Source organism: Clostridium sp. X, from assembly GCF_055755365.1.
Genome location: NZ_CM146912.1, coordinates 518,699 through 535,311, shown reverse-complemented (window position 1 = coordinate 535,311; position 16,613 = coordinate 518,699). Strand labels below are relative to the sequence as shown.

Genomic DNA, 16,613 nt, shown 5'->3' with positions numbered 1-16,613 from the left:
AGAGGGGGAATAAGCATGAATAAAGATATGAGAAGCTTTAATAAAGGTTTAACTACTTTTTTCATAGTATTCTTTGTTTCCTTTGGAATATATTCTATATCTATAAAAGATAATGATTATGGACAATCACTAAAACAGAGTAGCATATCATTCAGCAAATCAGATAGCATACCAACAAATAGTGTAGTAAGCAGCAATAGTATTTCACAAGTTATGGACAAACTTATAGTTTTTCAGGAAGAAGCTTATGACAGAGTAGAAGCTGATAACATGATTTCAAGATTGGAGAAGATACCTCACTCCATGTTACAAGAGCTTTTAGATAAGGATATAAAAATAATACTTTCAAATACAAATATAACAGAAGTAGAAGAGTATGAGCATTTAAAAGGGGTAACTCCTAGAGGCTGGGAAGGAACAGGCAAGACTTGGGATGATGTACCAGGTGCTGGAGGCAAAGCAGTTGTAGCAAGAATAGGTTATAGTGAACCTAGTGAAGCTCATGGAGCTATAAACTTAGAATTACATGAAACTGCTCATGCTATAGATGAATATGTATTAAATGATATTTCTTCCAGTGAAGAATTTAAAAAGCTTTGGAAACAAGAGGTTAGTAATGTTTTTGGTGATAATCCTTATTTTGTTGATTATCCTGAGGAATATTTTGCAGAGACCTTTGCCATGTATTATTTAAATGAAAAGGAACGAGAAGCGTTAAGGGACAAGGCGCCGTTAACTTATGAATTTATTTCAAATTTAGAATATGAAATAGGGAGTTTATAATATATAAATTGCAATTTTAAAAATACATGCCTTAAAATACCATCATTAAAATTTGCTTAAAAATCCAAACTAATAAAAAATATATTTATTGTGAGGATTTTAATATGGAAACCATAATTTTGAACAGTATTACTGGACATGATAAAGAGATTAAAGAATTAAGAGCGGCTTTAAAACAAACTAAAAATGTGCGTATGCATAAAAGATATTCAGTGCTACTACGACATTTTGATGGCTTTACTAATAAAAAGATAGCTGAAATGGAGGGGCTAGAGCCTCATGCCGTAGGCAACTATATAAGAAGTTATAAATTAAATGGATTGGCTGGACTAGAAATGAAAAAGAGTACAGGAGCTAAAAGGAAATTTAGTAGTGAACAAGAAGCTAAGATATTTGAAGCTGTTACAAATAATACTCCAGACGAAGTCGGCTTCGAAGGAAGAAAAAATTGGACTATTGAAATTATAAGACAATGGGCTATTAAAGAATTTAACATTACTATGAGTCATAGGGGTATGGCTGAGGTTCTATATAGACTAAACTTGAGCTATACTAGACCCACTTATGTTTTGGCAAAAGCAGATAAAGAAAAACAAGAGAAATTTAAAAAAGACTTTGAGGTTCTAAAAAAAACACCTTAATGGCGAGGTTGATCACATATTGTTTGAAGATGAATCTATGATTAGAGATTATCAAGCTATTCAGAAGACGTGGTTTCTAAAGGGGTATCAAAGAAAAATACCTACCTACGGTAAAAATGCTGGAGTGAAGTTAATAGGAATACTAAATTACTCAACAGGCGCTGTTTATTTTGAGGAACATGACAGATATGATGCTAAGGTATTCCTAGAGTTTCTGAAAGCTACGCTAAAACAGTATCCCCAAGGGAAAATAGTTATAATTCTTGATAATGCAAAGATTCATCACGCCAAATTAGTACAACCCTTCTTGACTAAAATGAAAGATAGATTAGAGTTGATGTATTTGCCTCCATATAGTCCAGAGTTAAATCTAATAGAGGGGTTATGGGGATGGCTAAAGTCATCTGTAATCAACAATGTGTTCTTTCCAATCTTGGCTAGGGTCAGTATTGTTGTGCAAAAGTTCATTGGATATATAAATAAAGTTCCTACACAGATAATAGATAGGCTATGTATCAAGATGTAGAAACTTTATTACAATTTATATATATAATTAAATTAAAAAACGGAGAGAAAATCAGTAAAAATACATGATTTTCTCTCCTTATTTTATCAAAAATTCATAAAATATTAGGGGTAATAAACAAAAAAATAAACACAATCAATACAGAAAAACTCTTTTAGTATAGATAATATTTGTATATTATATACAAATAAATAAAATCATTGTTTTTTTTGTAAAGAAATGCTATATTATAATAGTATATACAATAAATGTGTAAAAAATGCATTATTTACAAAGAAATATAATCAAGGGGGAAACAAAAGTGAAAAAAGGGAAATTATTATCTAGTCTTGCTTTATCTTGTGCTATTATGCTTAGTTTTTCAAGTAGCGCTAGTGCTGTTTCTGTATATCTAACTATTTCAGACACATCAGTTACTAGTGCTTCTATTGGTCTTCAAACAGCTGCAAGTTATACTGCTACAAATAGTACTACTTCAGTAAATGGTGTTTATGCTATTATAAACAAAGCACAAGCTGGCAAAGGATGGGTGACAGCAGGTGAAACCCTTATGCCAATAGGTCAATCTGCTAATGGCAAATATATAGATGGTGGTAATGTTAATTGGAATATAGAATTAAACCCTAATGGATGGGGAACTGCATATTGTACAGCTAGTGGGAGTATCTGGTAGTAATGGGGGGCTCCTCCCTATTTTAACTTTACATAATAATTATTACTTAAGGGAGAATTTAAATGAATTATTTAATAAAAAGTAATTTTAAAATCTTTTTTAAAAGTATATATTTATCTATAGCATTATTAGTATTTTTTATTATAGTGAATGGATATTTAATTTTAGGTATGTATAATTTATCTATACATAAAGATGCATTCTTTTATTTACAATATAGTCAAAGAATTAGTATGATTTATTTTGTTTTTTTTACCTTTATATCTTATGAATATTTAATTAAAAGTAAAAGTGAAAGTCTTTCAGAATGCATTCTAGCATTAAATAAGGGAAATTTAAAATTATATTTTTCAAAGACTGTAGTTCTTATAATACTTATAGTAACTATGACCTTAAATATTTTTATATATAATTTTGTCGTATATATAGTTATGAATGTAAATTTCTTACCCTTTTTATTTCATATATTCTTAAATAATTTTCTTAACATTTTTTTAGTATCTTGTTTCGCAGTGTGTATAGGAAGTACTATATCGGTATATCTAACAAGGTTTAGTGCATATTCCTTGATGATAATTTCAATAGTGGTAATAAGTCCAATTTTTGAATTTGTGCCTTATACTCTCTATATGGGTTATGGAGTTAATATATATCCATTTATTGAAATATTAAATGTTTTACCTCCAAATTTATATTGGGTTGAAGAAGAATTATATGGATTAGCTATAGAACCTTACAGGTGGAACTTATTGCTATTTTGGATAAGTTTTTTAAGTTCCATTTTACTTGTAAAGTTAAGCAGGAGAAGATATAATTCTTTAAATTTTATAGCAATAGGTTTAATAATTGTAGCTATATTAAACTTATCTAGTTTTACCAAACCAGGCAGTATCGTCAAAAAAGATCATAATCCTAAAAGTTTTATAGCTTTTGATGAACTTTATTATATGAATGATATCCAAAAAGAAGAAATTGTACAATTTAACATTTCAGCTTATAATATGAAATTTACAATAAATAGGCAACTTAATAGTGATATAATTATTTATTTAGATGAGAAAGAAACCTTAAACAGCTATAAATTCACACTATATAGAAATTATAAAGTTAAAAAAGTTCTTAGCAAAAATAATGAGGTTTTGGACTACAAAAGAAATGGAGACTATTTGGAGGTAATTAACCCTACTAATAAAAAGCTAGAAGAAATTAGAATTTTATATAGTGGGTACAGTCCTGTGTTTTATAGTAACTTACAGGCTGTTTTACTACCAGGATCTTTCCCCTACTATCCAATTGAAGGGTACAAAAAAATATATATGAAAGAGGAATCTAGATTTATTCCAATAATAAGAGAACAAAATACGAAATTTGATGTATCTATAAAGTCAAATTTAAATATTTACTCAAACTTAGATAAAAATGATAATAATTTTTCTGGCGAATCACAAGAACTTACTCTGATTGGTGGTTTTTTAGAAGAAAAGAAGTTTGAGAATAATTTGCTTTACGGATTAATATTAGAAAAAATGGATATAAGTTTTCTTTTAAATATTGAAAAAACATTAACATTATATAAGGGAATACTTGGAGAGGATGCCGATTTTAATGTGAGTGGTAAAAAAATCTTTCAATCCCCAACAACATTTTCTTCCAAAATGCTAGGGGATGGAATAATAAGTTTTAAAGATCATATCTTTGTATGGGAATTAAGTAAAGAACAAATAGCTCTTGGACTTTTACAATCTAATTTGTCACAAGATATAAAGAAAAGAAAGATTAATACTCTATTATTTGACTATATTTTAAATAAAGATAGGTTTCTACGTATTCCAGAAGAAGAATTGAATAACAATCCATCTTTTGAAATGATTCACTTATTTTTAAAAAAAATAAATGAACTAGGTGAAGATTATGTTATTAAGAATACTTATAAATTTTTGAAAGATAACAATCAAAAAAGAGATTCAATAACATTTCTTAAAAACTTAAACAATTAGGGGGCACCAATAATGTTAGAAATTTTAGGGTTATATAAGTCTTTTAGAAAAAAAGAAGTGCTAAAAGGAATTTCAGTAAATTTAGAAACAGGAGTTTATGGGCTCTTAGGTACAAATGGTGCTGGTAAAACTACATTAATGAGGTGCATAGTTAATTTGTACAATCCTACTAAAGGAAATATAAAATTTGAAGAGCGAGAAATTATAAATAATTCTACATTTTCTAAGTACATTGGCTATCTTCCACAAAAATTTGGATTATTTAAAGAATTAACAGTTTATGAAATGCTAGAGTATTTTTCAGTACTAAAAAAACTCCCTAAAGAATCAATGGACTCATATATCAAAAAGAGCATAGAAATAGTTAATTTAGATGATAAAGTAAATGAGAAAATATCAACATTATCAGGAGGAATGATTAGACGATTAGGCATTGCTCAAGCAATATTAGGAGACCCTAAAATAATAATCTTTGATGAACCTACTGCTGGGCTTGACCCAGAAGAGAGGATAAGATTTAAAAACTTATTATCTGATATAAAAGAAGATAGGATAATTATAATTTCTACGCATATTGTGGAGGATGTTGAAGCATGTTGTAATAAAATAATCATTATGCAAGATGGTAAAATACTTAGAGAAGGAACTAGTGAAGAAATTAGATTGATAGCAAAGGGAAAAGTTTTTCAAGTAAAAGAAGGAACTGAAATTAGCTCTAATCACTTTGTTGAGAGAACTTTTGAAAGAAATGGTGAGAATTTTTCAAGAGTGCTTTCAAGTAAGAATGAGGGATATGAAGGGATAGAGCCTAGCATTGAAGATGGATATATGTGTATATTGAAGGGTATATAAAAGTATGAAGATAAAACTTATTTATTTTTCTTTTAAAAATTTAAGGATGTATTATTTTATTCCCTTAATAATTTTATATATTTTTATTCCTATTTTAAATATTGGAATGATTAATATATCAGGAAATATTGAAAATGCCTATTCTCTAGTATTCAGAGAAGTTGAAAAGTATATACCTATTATGTCTTTATGGTGGATTACTTTTATATTTAAAGAATATGTTGAAGGCGACGGCAATGAGCTTTTATATTGTATTGAGGATTCAGGAAAAGTCAAATTCCATCATACTGCTTTGATATTTACTTGGTATATTATACATGTTGGTATTCTTTTTTTAGTATATAGTTGGTTTTGGGATAATGTATTGTTAGAATTTTTGAAGACAGTCATTCAATGCTTCTTTTTTACTTCATTATCATATATGCTAATTTATGCTTTAAAATCTACTACTATAAGCTTTATGTTTTTACTCATATATGAGTTATTAGCTATTTTTATAGATTCTAAATATATTAAATATATTAGTGTATTTGAAAATGGACAAAGAGTAGTATTTCAAACTATCATCACGAAATATTTTATATTTTGTTTATTAGGCTTTTTATTTTTAATCATTGGAATATATAAAAATAAAAGATTTTATTATTAAAATAGCAAGGGGTTCTTATGGAGTAAAAAGAAAGATAGAATTATTAGAGTCTAAGAAAATAGTAATACCTAGTTATAATAGTTGTACATTTGGGAATTGGCATTTATAAGGAGTAGTTAGTTAAAACTGGCTACTCTTTTTCTTATATAGAAATTTGTAGCAAGAAGGGCGCTGAAACACTGAATGTTCGAGGAGAACCATAGGGTTCCTAGGAAAGTAGACACAATGTTTCTGTTTAGTTTACCAAAAAGAAGAAAAAATTTCTAGAATTCATTTATATGTAACTAATGTTACCACTATTATTTATAGGATGTGATAGTATTTTAAATATAGACTAGGTACTAGTTAATAGTGAGTAGAAAATAAGGTAATACTAATAACATAAAAACAAAAATCGGAAGGAGAAATAAAAATGGATGCTATAGATATAATGGTTCAGGAACACAATAATATAAAAAGAATGCTTGAGGTGGCAAGAAAGCTTTGTATTAAGGTACTCAATCATGATACGGTGGACTATAAAGATTTTTACAAGGTGATAGATTTTATAAGGAATTATGCAGATAAGCATCATCATAATAAGGAAGAGGCTATTCTTTTTGTAAAATTGTCTGCAGAACATGAAGGAGAAGATAACCATTTAGGAAAAATGACTGTAGAAGGAATGCTAGTAGAACACGATTTAGGAAGACTTTTTATGATGAATTTACAAAATGCTCTTGAAATTTATGAAATGGGAGATGAAGATGCTAGAGTAGATATAATAGCTAATACCATAGGATACACGGATCTTTTAAAGAGACATATATTTAAGGAAGATAATGCATTATATAATTTTGCTAGAAATAACTTATCAAAAGAAGATTTAAAAGAGATAGATGAGAGATGTAAGGAAGTAGAAGAAGCAGCTAGTGATAAAAAGCTTCAAGAAAAATATCTAAAGATTTTAGAAGATTTAGAAAGGAGTATTTAAATTTGGGGTTTTATGAGGAATTAAGTAGATATTATGATATAGTGTTTCCACTTGGAGAGGCACAATTAAATTTTATTAAGAAAAGATCAAAGGATAAACATAAAATTCTTGATTTAGCTGCAGGAACTGGAAATTATTCAGTTGCTTTAGCTAAATTAGGATACAATGTAATGGCTGCAGATTTAGACACTGAGATGATAAAAAAAATAGAAAAAAAGGCTTATAATGAAGGAGTTAGTGTAAAAGCCTTTGCTATGGATATGAAAGAAGTAGATAAATTAGAAGAAAAATTTGATGTAATATTTTGTATAGGAAATTCTCTAGTACATTTAAATAATAAAGAAGAGATTAGCATAGTAATTAATAAACTATACAACCTTTTAAATAAGGATGGAGTAATAATTATACAAATAATAAACTATGATAGAATTTTAGAAAAAAACCTTAAGGGACTTCCTACAATAGAAAGGTCAGAGGAAAGAGTTAGTTTTATAAGAGATTATGAGAAAAAAGATGATAAAATTCTATTTAAGACTAAGTTAGTAATTACAAAAGATAATGATGAGAGAGTATATGAAAATTGTGTTCCACTTTACCCTCTTTTAAGGGAAGACTTACAAAATATATTAGAAAATTCGGGTTTTAGTAGTATAGAATTTTTTGGAGGATTTAATGAAGAGGAGTATAACCTAAATTCAATGGCAACAGTAGTATCAGCTATAAAAAAGTCATTATAAGAATTTAATATATAAGAATAAAAGAGAGTAAAAGATAAAGTTATATATCTTTTACTTTTTTCATTAAAATATGTAACACTTTTATATTTTTTTAATATTATAATATGGTAAGCAGAAGATAAAATCCTACAGACCTAAAGATAATAAAATAGTGGACAAGCTTAAGAAGACAATTTGGGTACTAGGAGGTGACAATTTGAGATACAATGAGGATGATTTAAGAAAATGTCATAATGGAAAAGAAAACAATAATGGAGCTATAGCTGTTGTTACGCTTTCATATGATATTGCAACTAATGCTGTTGCTAGTTTTGATGTTTATCCAAATTCACCATTCGAAGCTACTGCATGTGAAATAGAAATTGGTGATGATCTTGCTGATGTAGTTGCATGCTTACTTCAAAATGGATTTGAACTTGTTTCTAATGTAGCAGCAACTGTAGCTACTACAACAGGAGCTGCATTAACTGCAATAGCTTTAGGACACTACACTTTTATAAAAATGTAAGACAAGCTGTTGAGTTTTCAATTTAAGTATAAGGCTTAGCATAGAACATAGTGTTTATGCTAAGCTTTTTTATAAATTTTACTCAGTTGAATTAAGTTTTTCCATTATAGTAGCTTCCATAACTTTTAAGTTTTCATTGGCTTGTGAAGAAGTATCAGCTTTTGTATATAAGTAAATTTTAATTTTTGGTTCTGTACCTGAAGGACGAACAGCATACCAGCTTCCATTATCTAAATAAAATTTTAGTACATCAGAGGATGGTATATCTTCATAGCCTTCTAGATAGTCTATGGCTTTAGTTAAAGTCATAGGTCCTATATTTTTTGGATAAGAGGTTCTATAACTATCCATTATTCTTTGAATTCTAGCTTTTCCTTCTATTCCCTCAAGATTTAGAGAAATTTGTTTCTCTTTATAGTAGCCATGGGTTTTATAAACCTCTTCTAAAACATTTAATAGAGTTTTGCCCTTAGTTTTGTAATAAGCGGCAGCCTCACATAAAAGCATAGCAGAGCTTACACCATCCTTATCTCTTACAAAAGTTCCAGTTGTGTATCCGATACTTTCCTCATATCCAAATATAAATTCATACTCTCCACTAGCTTCGAACTCAGGTATTCTTCCACATATGTGCTTAAAGCCAGTTAAGGATTCAAAGGCAGTAACTCCATATTCAGAAGCTATAGCGCTCCCAAGATCTCCAGTAACTATAGATTTTACTATAGCCCCATTGTGAGGTAAGGTTCCTTTTGCCTGCATTCCCTCAAGAATATATTTTATGAGTATAGCTCCAGTTTGATTTCCGTTAAAAGGAACATAGTCTCCATCTTTATCTCGCACTTCAATAGCTAATCTATCACAATCAGGATCTGTAGCAATCAAGAGCTCTGCACCAACCTCTTTACCTAAAGCTTCAGAATACTTAAATGCTTTAGTATCTTCAGGATTAGGGTAACCTACAGTTGTAAAATCAGGATCAGGATTTTCTTGTTCAGGTACTACAACTATATTAGTAAAACCTCTTTCCCTTAAAACTCTTCTAACAGGGATATTTCCTGTACCGTTGAGAGGGGTGTAAACAATTTTTATATCCTTATCAATATCATCTCTTAAAGCTAAATCCTTAACTTTACCTATGTATTCGTCATCAAGCTCTTTTCCGATAATGTTTAATAAACCCTTAGCTAAAGCTTCTTTTTCATCAAGAGTTTTTATATCTTGAAAGCTATCTATTTTATTGATTTTCTCAGTCATAGGTTCAGCTATAGATGATAGTACTTGTGCACCGTCTTCCCAGTATACCTTATATCCATTGTAATCCTTTGGGTTATGACTAGCTGTGATTATTATTCCTGCTGTAGCATTTAATCTTCTTATAGTAAAGGATAGCTCTGGAGTAGGGCGAATATCCTCAAATAAATAAGATTTGATTCCATTTCCAGCTAGAACAAGTGCAGCTGTTTTTGAAAACTCTTTAGAGAAATGTCTAACATCATAAGCTATGGCAACTCCTCTATCCATATGGTCCTTGCCTTTTTCAACAATAAAGTCAGCAATACCTTGAGTTACCTTTGAGATATTATATATATTCATTCTATTAGTTCCAGCCCCAAGCTTACCGCGAAGGCCAGCAGTTCCAAATTCTAAATTTTTATAAAATCTATCCTCTATCTCTTTTTCATCCCTTTGTATAGCTATTAATTCCTTCTTAGTTTCTTCGTTAATGTATTCGTCATTTAGCCATTTTTCATATACTAATCTATAATCCATCCATAGTCACTCCTTTTTAGAAATTACTTTGCCAGTATTATTATACCAATTATTCAATAAAATTAATAATAATTAAATTTAAATTTATATGAAATAAAAATTTATAGGCTCCATTTGAATTAAGCGTATAAGTAACTTATAGCTAAAAACGAATGCAGCCCTTAGGGAATATGATTAATGCTTTGGATTTTTGCTTACTATATCTATGCCATTCATTATATATTCTGTAATATTAATAACTTCTTGTTTATCAATTTCATTTATTGCCCTAGTATAGATTTCTCCTTGCTCAGAAACTATATACCTTGGTTTTACTAAATTTAAAGTATAGGCTTTTATATCTAATTTACATTTTTCACATTTACAAATATTGTCGTATTTACTTAGAACATTATCTAATAAGTTATCTACAGCTTCCTCTGAATAATTTCTTAAATGATACATATTTTACCCACCTCAACAATCATTTATAAATCTACATAATCTATTATATAACATAACAAATTATAATTATACTTCAAATATATAACATTTAAAGTGATTATTTAAGTTATCCAATTTCTTTAAGAACTCTTAAGGCATTTTTGTAAAAGATTTTATCTATTTCATCATCAGTAAAGTTATCTTTCTTAAGAGCATAAATCAATTTATCAATTTCTCCTATATTCTCAATTTCCAAAGTGGAGTCGATGCCATCAAAGTCTGAACCGATGGATAATATATCTATGCCTCCAACATGTCTTATGTGCTTTATGTGCCTAAGCATATCATCAATTGTACTAAATTCACCGCCACCTAAAAAGTGCCCATAAAAGTTTATACCCATAATTCCACCCTTATTAGATAGTATTTTAATCATATCATCAGTTAAATTTCTTGGATGATTAGTAATGGCTCTAGCATTAGAATGAGAGGCTACAAAAGGAGCTTTAGAGTATTTAGCAACATCATAAAAACCGCCATCAGATAAGTGAGATACATCAATAATCATATTTAGTTTATTCATTTCATCTATAAGTTCAAGTCCAAAAGGAGTAAGTCCTCTATCTTGATATTTGAATGCTGCGTTAGGATATCCAATTTCATTTGGAAAGTTCCAGGTTAGGGTTATTAGCTTAACTCCTAGCTTATGAAAGTTTTTAAGATTAGACATATCTCCCTTAAGAGCAGCTCCTTCTTCAATAGTTAGAAAAGCTGAGATTTTACCTTTTTCTTTATTATGCATTAGTTCATTATAATTTCTAACTAAAGCAATTGAGGACTTGTTCTTTGAAAGTTCATTATAGAATGTGTCCAGCATTTTAAGACATTCCTCAAGGGGATCAGTAGTAGTTTTTGTATTTATAAATAAAGCAAAGAATTGAGCAAGAGAATTTGCTTTTATTAGTTTTTCAATATCAATACTATAGTCATTAGTTTTTAAGCTTGTATTATCTCTATATATGTTTAAAATTGTATCACAATGAAAATCAATAACATGCATAAAATCCACCCCCAGTTTTAAAATATAGATGTATTATAACACTAATCTATGTAGCCTTGAATAAAAAGGTTATTATTTAGCAAACTATATAGCAGTGCCTTGTTGACACACTTTGTTTTTAATATTATAATTTTCTTTGAATTAATTTTCATAATTTAAAGAATATATGTAAAGATAGTGAAGAGGAGAGTATATATAGAAGTTCATTTGTAGCGAATCAACGAGGGTGAGAGGTTGATATTGAATCTATATGGAAGAACACCTTAGAATCTCTAACCGAAATTATACTTAGTTTAAGTATGATAGTAGGCTTAGACGGAGCCAAACCGTTATATATTGGAGAGCATAATTGATGTGCTCATTAAGAGAGGTCATATTTTATATGACAAATTAGGTGGTACCGCGAATATTCAACCTTCGTCCTAGTGTTATTTAGGATTAAGGTTTTTTTATTTTAAAAATAACTAAATATAAAACAGGAGGTACTTTATGGAAACAGTAGTAATTAAACAGTTGTATAGAGAAACAGAAAAGTTTACTGGAAAAGCTGTAAAGCTTAGTGGATGGATTAGGACTATAAGAGCTTCTAATAAATTTGGATTTATAGAAGTTAATGATGGAAGCTTCTTCCAAAACATTCAAGTAGTGTTTGGAGATGAACTAGAAAATTTTAAAGAAATAAGCAAGTATGCTATAAGTGCAAGTATAACAGTTGAGGGTGAAGTTGTAGTAACTGAAAATGCTAAGCAACCTTTTGAAATCCATGCTAAAAGCATATTGTTAGAAGGAAATTCTCATTCAGATTATCCTCTTCAAAAGAAGAGACATACTCTTGAATATCTTAGATCAATAGCACACTTAAGACCTAGAAGTAATACTTTCTCAGCAGTATTTAGAGTGCGTTCTGTAGCAGCTTATGCTATACATAAGTTTTTCCAAGATCAAGGCTTTGTTTATGTACACACTCCAATAATAACAGGAAGTGATGCTGAAGGTGCAGGGGAAATGTTTAAAATAACAACATTAGACCTTGAAAACCCTCCAAAGGATGAAAAGGGAAAGATAGATTATAAACAAGACTTCTTTGGAAAACAAACTAACCTTACAGTAAGTGGACAGTTAGAAGGTGAGATTTTTGCTCTTGCTTTTAAAAATATCTACACTTTTGGACCAACTTTTAGAGCAGAAAATTCAAATACAGCAAGACATGCATCAGAGTTCTGGATGATAGAGCCTGAAATGGCTTTTGCTGATTTAACTGATTACTTAGATACTGCAGAAGCTATGGTTAAATATATAATCAACTATGTAAGAGAAAATGCTCCAGAAGAAATGGAATTCTTCAATAGCTTTATTGATAAAGGATTATTTGAACGATTAGACAATGTAGTTAACTCTGATTTTGCAAGAGTAAGTTACACTGAAGCAGTGGAACTTCTTCAGAAATCAGGACAAAAATTTGATTATCCAGTAGAATGGGGAATTGATTTACAAACTGAACATGAGAGATATCTAACAGAGAAGATATTTGGAAAGCCAGTATTTGTTACAGACTATCCAAAGGATATTAAAGCATTCTATATGAGATTAAATGATGACGGAAAAACTGTTGCAGCAGCAGACCTTCTAGTTCCAGGAGTAGGAGAAATTATAGGAGGAAGTCAAAGAGAGGAAAGACTTGAGGTTCTTGAAAAGAGAATAGAAGGTCTTGGACTTAACAAAGAGGATTACTGGTGGTATTTAGAGCTTAGAAAGTATGGAGAAACTAAACATGCAGGATATGGTCTTGGTTTTGAAAGAATGATAATGTACCTAACAGGTATGGGTAATATTAGAGACGTAATTCCATTCCCAAGAACACCAGGAACAGCAGAATTTTAAAAAACTGATTACTAATCATTTTTATGTCAATAATTATAGGGTAGTTATATGTAATTATGATATAGGAGAGATGGTAAAATGTTTAAAATACTAGGTAGGTTATTAGGTCTTGAAAAAGAAGATTTAGGATATAATAGAGAACTATTACTTTTTAATCTGATGATAGCAGTATTATTTCTTGTGCTAGGATTTAATCATACTGAAAATGGAGCAAAATTTTTGTATGCAAATAAGCTAAATCAAGTAGTACTAGTTAAGATTGAAAAAGAAGGAATTAGTAATGCAGATATAGATAAGATTAGCAGTGAGTTTAAAGAGATAGTTCCTATTAATATAATAGAATATGATATAACTGACATAAAGGATAATCTACAAATTTATGCTAATAGTATCAAGTCACAAAACAAAGTTTATCTAACTGATTTATTATCAAAACTAGAAGCTATAAGTGAGAATGATGATAAGAAAGTTTTAGTAAAACAACTTAGAGAAATTAATGTTAAGCTTATGCTTAAAGATTATAGTAAAGAAGAGATTGTAAAAAGAAACCTTCTACAAGTAGCAGATTGGCAAACCAATATATTTCTTTCAAATATATATTTTATTCTTGGAGTATTAACGGGGCTGTCCTTTATTATAATAAAGGTGGTATGTGAAATTAGTCTTTTTGATAAGAAAGAAAAAAGAGTAGACGATTCTGTAACAAGGATTAAAATAGATGAATTAAGCTGATTTTTCAGCTTAATTCATCTATTTTTTATTATAAAAAGTATTCGATTAATGTAGGAAATATGATGATTTAAGTCTGCGTTTACATACTATAGATACCATGTTATAATTAGTTAAAATTATGAAAAACAAGAAGAAATGAAGGGATATTATAGATAAAGCACTAGGATTATTAGGAATAGTATCTAAAAATATATAGATGTTTATGTAAAAGTACGATAATTAAGAAGGCGATATAAATTCTTAAAGATTTAAGAAAAGTCGGGGGAGTGTAATCGATGAGAAAAAAAGCTAAAGATGAAGTATGTATGTCTCTAGATATAGCAGAAGAAATAAAGAAAAAAGAAAAAGAATCTCGTAGAGAAACTACAGATTTTATAGGATCAATAAGTAAGTCACTAAAAGAAACTGTAAAGCAGCATCAAATGGTTAATAGTCAGCATGATGCTTTAACTGGACTTACTAATGAAGTAAAAGTTCATATGAGTGAGATTTCAAATTTAACAAGAATGACTAATACAGCTACAGATAATTTATATACAGAAGGAAATACCCTTATAAAAATTACTGAAGATGCAGTTAAAAGATCAAATGAAGGAAAAAGATCTATTGAGGAGATGAATGAAATCATTAAATCTTTAGAAATAGAAAATAAAAATAATGCCAATAGCATTAATGAGCTAGCAAAAAAGTTCAACAAGGTTAATGATGTAGTTCAGCTAATAACAGGTATTGCAAGTCAGACTAATCTTTTAGCCTTAAATGCAGCAATAGAGGCAGCAAGAGCAGGGGAACATGGTAAGGGATTTGCAGTAGTTGCTAGTGAAGTAAGGAAACTAGCTGAAATGACTAAAGAGAGTACTAAAGACATCTCTAGTTTAATACAAGGAATTGAGGAAGAGACTAAGAAGGTTTTAAACAACTCGGACAAGTCTAATGATGTTATAGCTAATGGTGTCAAAGCTTCAAGTGAAGCTATAGATAAAGTAGAGAAAAGCTTATCCGGAATAGCACAGGTAGAACAAGAAGCAAAAGAGGTAATGAATATTTTATCTACTCAAAAACGACATATAGAAAGCATGAACAAAGAAATTGTAGGGATTGATGATGTTCTAAAGACCACAACAAATGCAATAATTAAACATATAAAAGAAGCAAATGTAATAGATGAACAATTAGAAAAAACAGGAGAAAGCTTATCAGCTTATAATGAGAAGCTTATTCAAGAAAATAGATTATAGACATACTTAGAGATTACTACTGAGAATATTAGGGTGTAAATAGATTTGTGTAAAACAAATCTATTTACACCCTTTTTATATTATCAATAGTGATTTTACCTATTTCATGGAGGAAAAGCTTAGAGCTAATTAATTTAAGTTTTTATATAGATTTCTAAAATCATCAACTAAATTTTTGTCAAATTCATGCCAGCTGCCGTTATGAACCATTGAAGAAGCCAAAAAACTAAACCTATCTTTTTTTTACTAATATAAGTGATTTCTAATCCATACCCTATACCATCTTTGTGTTCAATATCTGACTTGATTATATCCACCTTATGTATTAGATAAACAAGTCTTAAAAATGTTTCACATTAGAAATACTTTTATAAGTAGTTAAATGAATTCTAATAGTAGCACTTACTTAAGATAGCTTGCATGACTTAAAGAGCACCCCACTTTAATGGGGTGCTCTCCAAAGAATTTTATTTTACACTCTAAGTTTATATCCAGCTCCCCAAACGGTTTCTATATACTGTGGATTAGAAGGGGAGGACTCTATTTTCTCTCTTACTCTTGCGATATGTACTGTCACTGTAGCAGTATCACCAAGGGCATCAAGTCCCCAGATTTTCTCGAATAAATCTTCTCTACTAAATACTATGTTAGGATTTTCAGCTAAATGAAGTAATAATTCAAACTCCTTTTGGGCTAAAGAGACCTCTTTACCATTTACAAATACCTGTCTAGAATCCTTAATTATTTCAAGACCTCTTATAACGATAACGTTATTCTTAGGTTTTATAGTAAATTTACTTTTTATTTTTTCATAATTTTGAATATGAGATTTAACTCTAGCAACTAGCTCACCTGGACTAAAGGGTTTAGTAATGTAATCATCAGCACCAAGACTTAACCCCTTAATTTTATCAATCTCTTCTTTTTTTGAAGACACCATTAAAACAGGAATGTCCTTATCTTCTTGGATATTGCGTAAAATACTAAATCCATCTAATTTAGGGAGCATAACATCAAGAATTATTAAATTAAAATCATTCTTTTTTATAGCATTTAAACCCTCTACACCATCTGTGCATATAGTAACTTCAAAACCAGAAAGCTCTAAGTAATCCTTTTGAAGTTCAGCAATGCTCGAATCATCTTCAACTATTAAAATTTTCTTCATAA

17 protein-coding genes and 1 other annotated feature are annotated in these 16,613 nt (G+C 29.3%); of the genes, 12 read left to right on the top strand and 5 right to left on the bottom strand.

The window, feature by feature from the left end:
• Window positions 1-15: 15 nt before the first annotated feature.
• The 9 genes from ACX0KU_RS02600 (at window position 16) to ACX0KU_RS02560 (ending at window position 8,339) form a co-directional block, all read left to right on the top strand.
• Window positions 16-783 (top strand): anthrax toxin lethal factor-related metalloendopeptidase, encoded by a 768-nt coding sequence (locus tag ACX0KU_RS02600; protein WP_472991369.1) that lies wholly within the window; start codon window positions 16-18, stop codon window positions 781-783.
• Between the two features lie 104 nt (window positions 784-887).
• Window positions 888-1,950, top strand: a protein-coding gene (locus ACX0KU_RS02595; RefSeq protein WP_472991368.1) for an IS630 family transposase whose coding sequence is annotated in 2 segments (ribosomal slippage) — window positions 888-1,418 and window positions 1,420-1,950 — 1,062 coding nt in all. Because the reading frame shifts where the segments join, the coding sequence is not laid out codon by codon here.
• 301 nt (window positions 1,951-2,251) lie between these two features.
• On the top strand, window positions 2,252-2,623 hold the full coding sequence (locus ACX0KU_RS02590) for a hypothetical protein (RefSeq protein WP_472991367.1): 372 nt from the start codon (window positions 2,252-2,254) through the stop codon (window positions 2,621-2,623).
• Between the two features lie 62 nt (window positions 2,624-2,685).
• The gene (locus ACX0KU_RS02585; protein WP_472991366.1) at window positions 2,686-4,620 is read left to right on the top strand and encodes an ABC transporter permease; all 1,935 of its coding nucleotides are present in this window, start codon (window positions 2,686-2,688) and stop codon (window positions 4,618-4,620) included.
• Between the two features lie 12 nt (window positions 4,621-4,632).
• The gene (locus ACX0KU_RS02580) at window positions 4,633-5,472 is read left to right on the top strand and encodes an ATP-binding cassette domain-containing protein (protein WP_472991365.1); all 840 of its coding nucleotides are present in this window, start codon (window positions 4,633-4,635) and stop codon (window positions 5,470-5,472) included.
• A 4-nt stretch (window positions 5,473-5,476) separates the two neighbouring features.
• Window positions 5,477-6,121: an ABC transporter permease gene (locus tag ACX0KU_RS02575; RefSeq protein WP_472991364.1), complete on the top strand. Its 645-nt coding sequence runs from the start codon at window positions 5,477-5,479 to the stop codon at window positions 6,119-6,121.
• A 412-nt stretch (window positions 6,122-6,533) separates the two neighbouring features.
• Window positions 6,534-7,094 (top strand): hemerythrin domain-containing protein, encoded by a 561-nt coding sequence (locus tag ACX0KU_RS02570; RefSeq protein WP_472991363.1) that lies wholly within the window; start codon window positions 6,534-6,536, stop codon window positions 7,092-7,094.
• 2 nt (window positions 7,095-7,096) lie between these two features.
• Window positions 7,097-7,831, top strand: coding sequence for a class I SAM-dependent methyltransferase (locus ACX0KU_RS02565; protein ID WP_472991362.1), 735 nt, complete (start codon window positions 7,097-7,099; stop codon window positions 7,829-7,831).
• 196 nt (window positions 7,832-8,027) lie between these two features.
• Window positions 8,028-8,339 carry a hypothetical protein gene (locus ACX0KU_RS02560; protein ID WP_472991361.1) on the top strand — a complete coding sequence of 104 codons (312 nt, stop codon included), beginning with the start codon at window positions 8,028-8,030 and terminating at the stop codon, window positions 8,337-8,339.
• Window positions 8,340-8,417: 78 nt separating this feature from the next.
• Here ACX0KU_RS02560 and ACX0KU_RS02555 read toward each other — a convergent pair whose 3' ends face one another.
• The 3 genes from ACX0KU_RS02555 to ACX0KU_RS02545 all read right to left on the bottom strand — a co-directional run bounded on the left by ACX0KU_RS02555 (window position 8,418) and on the right by ACX0KU_RS02545 (window position 11,592).
• Complete coding sequence (locus ACX0KU_RS02555; protein WP_472991360.1) at window positions 8,418-10,109, bottom strand: phospho-sugar mutase; 1,692 nt, start codon at window positions 10,107-10,109, stop codon at window positions 8,418-8,420.
• Between the two features lie 174 nt (window positions 10,110-10,283).
• A complete protein-coding gene (locus tag ACX0KU_RS02550; RefSeq protein ID WP_472991359.1) occupies window positions 10,284-10,553 on the bottom strand; it encodes a late competence development ComFB family protein in 270 nt (89 codons plus the stop codon).
• A gap of 106 nt (window positions 10,554-10,659) precedes the next feature.
• Complete coding sequence (locus tag ACX0KU_RS02545) at window positions 10,660-11,592, bottom strand: dipeptidase (RefSeq protein ID WP_472991358.1); 933 nt, start codon at window positions 11,590-11,592, stop codon at window positions 10,660-10,662.
• A 168-nt stretch (window positions 11,593-11,760) separates the two neighbouring features.
• Window positions 11,761-12,020, top strand: a binding site (T-box leader).
• A gap of 61 nt (window positions 12,021-12,081) precedes the next feature.
• Between ACX0KU_RS02545 and asnS the strand changes: the two genes are divergently transcribed.
• The 3 genes from asnS (at window position 12,082) to ACX0KU_RS02530 (ending at window position 15,443) form a co-directional block, all read left to right on the top strand.
• Complete coding sequence (asnS, locus tag ACX0KU_RS02540) at window positions 12,082-13,473, top strand: asparagine--tRNA ligase (protein ID WP_472991357.1); 1,392 nt, start codon at window positions 12,082-12,084, stop codon at window positions 13,471-13,473.
• A gap of 78 nt (window positions 13,474-13,551) precedes the next feature.
• Entirely contained in the window at window positions 13,552-14,205 is a 654-nt protein-coding gene (locus tag ACX0KU_RS02535) for a hypothetical protein (RefSeq protein WP_472991356.1), read from the top strand.
• A gap of 275 nt (window positions 14,206-14,480) precedes the next feature.
• Window positions 14,481-15,443, top strand: coding sequence for a methyl-accepting chemotaxis protein (locus tag ACX0KU_RS02530; RefSeq protein ID WP_472991355.1), 963 nt, complete (start codon window positions 14,481-14,483; stop codon window positions 15,441-15,443).
• Window positions 15,444-15,610: 167 nt separating this feature from the next.
• Here ACX0KU_RS02530 and ACX0KU_RS02525 read toward each other — a convergent pair whose 3' ends face one another.
• Window positions 15,611-15,760, bottom strand: a complete 150-nt coding sequence (locus ACX0KU_RS02525) for a hypothetical protein (protein ID WP_472991354.1) — start codon at window positions 15,758-15,760, stop codon at window positions 15,611-15,613.
• Window positions 15,761-15,915: 155 nt separating this feature from the next.
• Window positions 15,916-16,611 (bottom strand): response regulator transcription factor, encoded by a 696-nt coding sequence (locus tag ACX0KU_RS02520; RefSeq protein WP_472991353.1) that lies wholly within the window; start codon window positions 16,609-16,611, stop codon window positions 15,916-15,918.
• Between the last annotated feature and the right edge of the window lie 2 nt (window positions 16,612-16,613).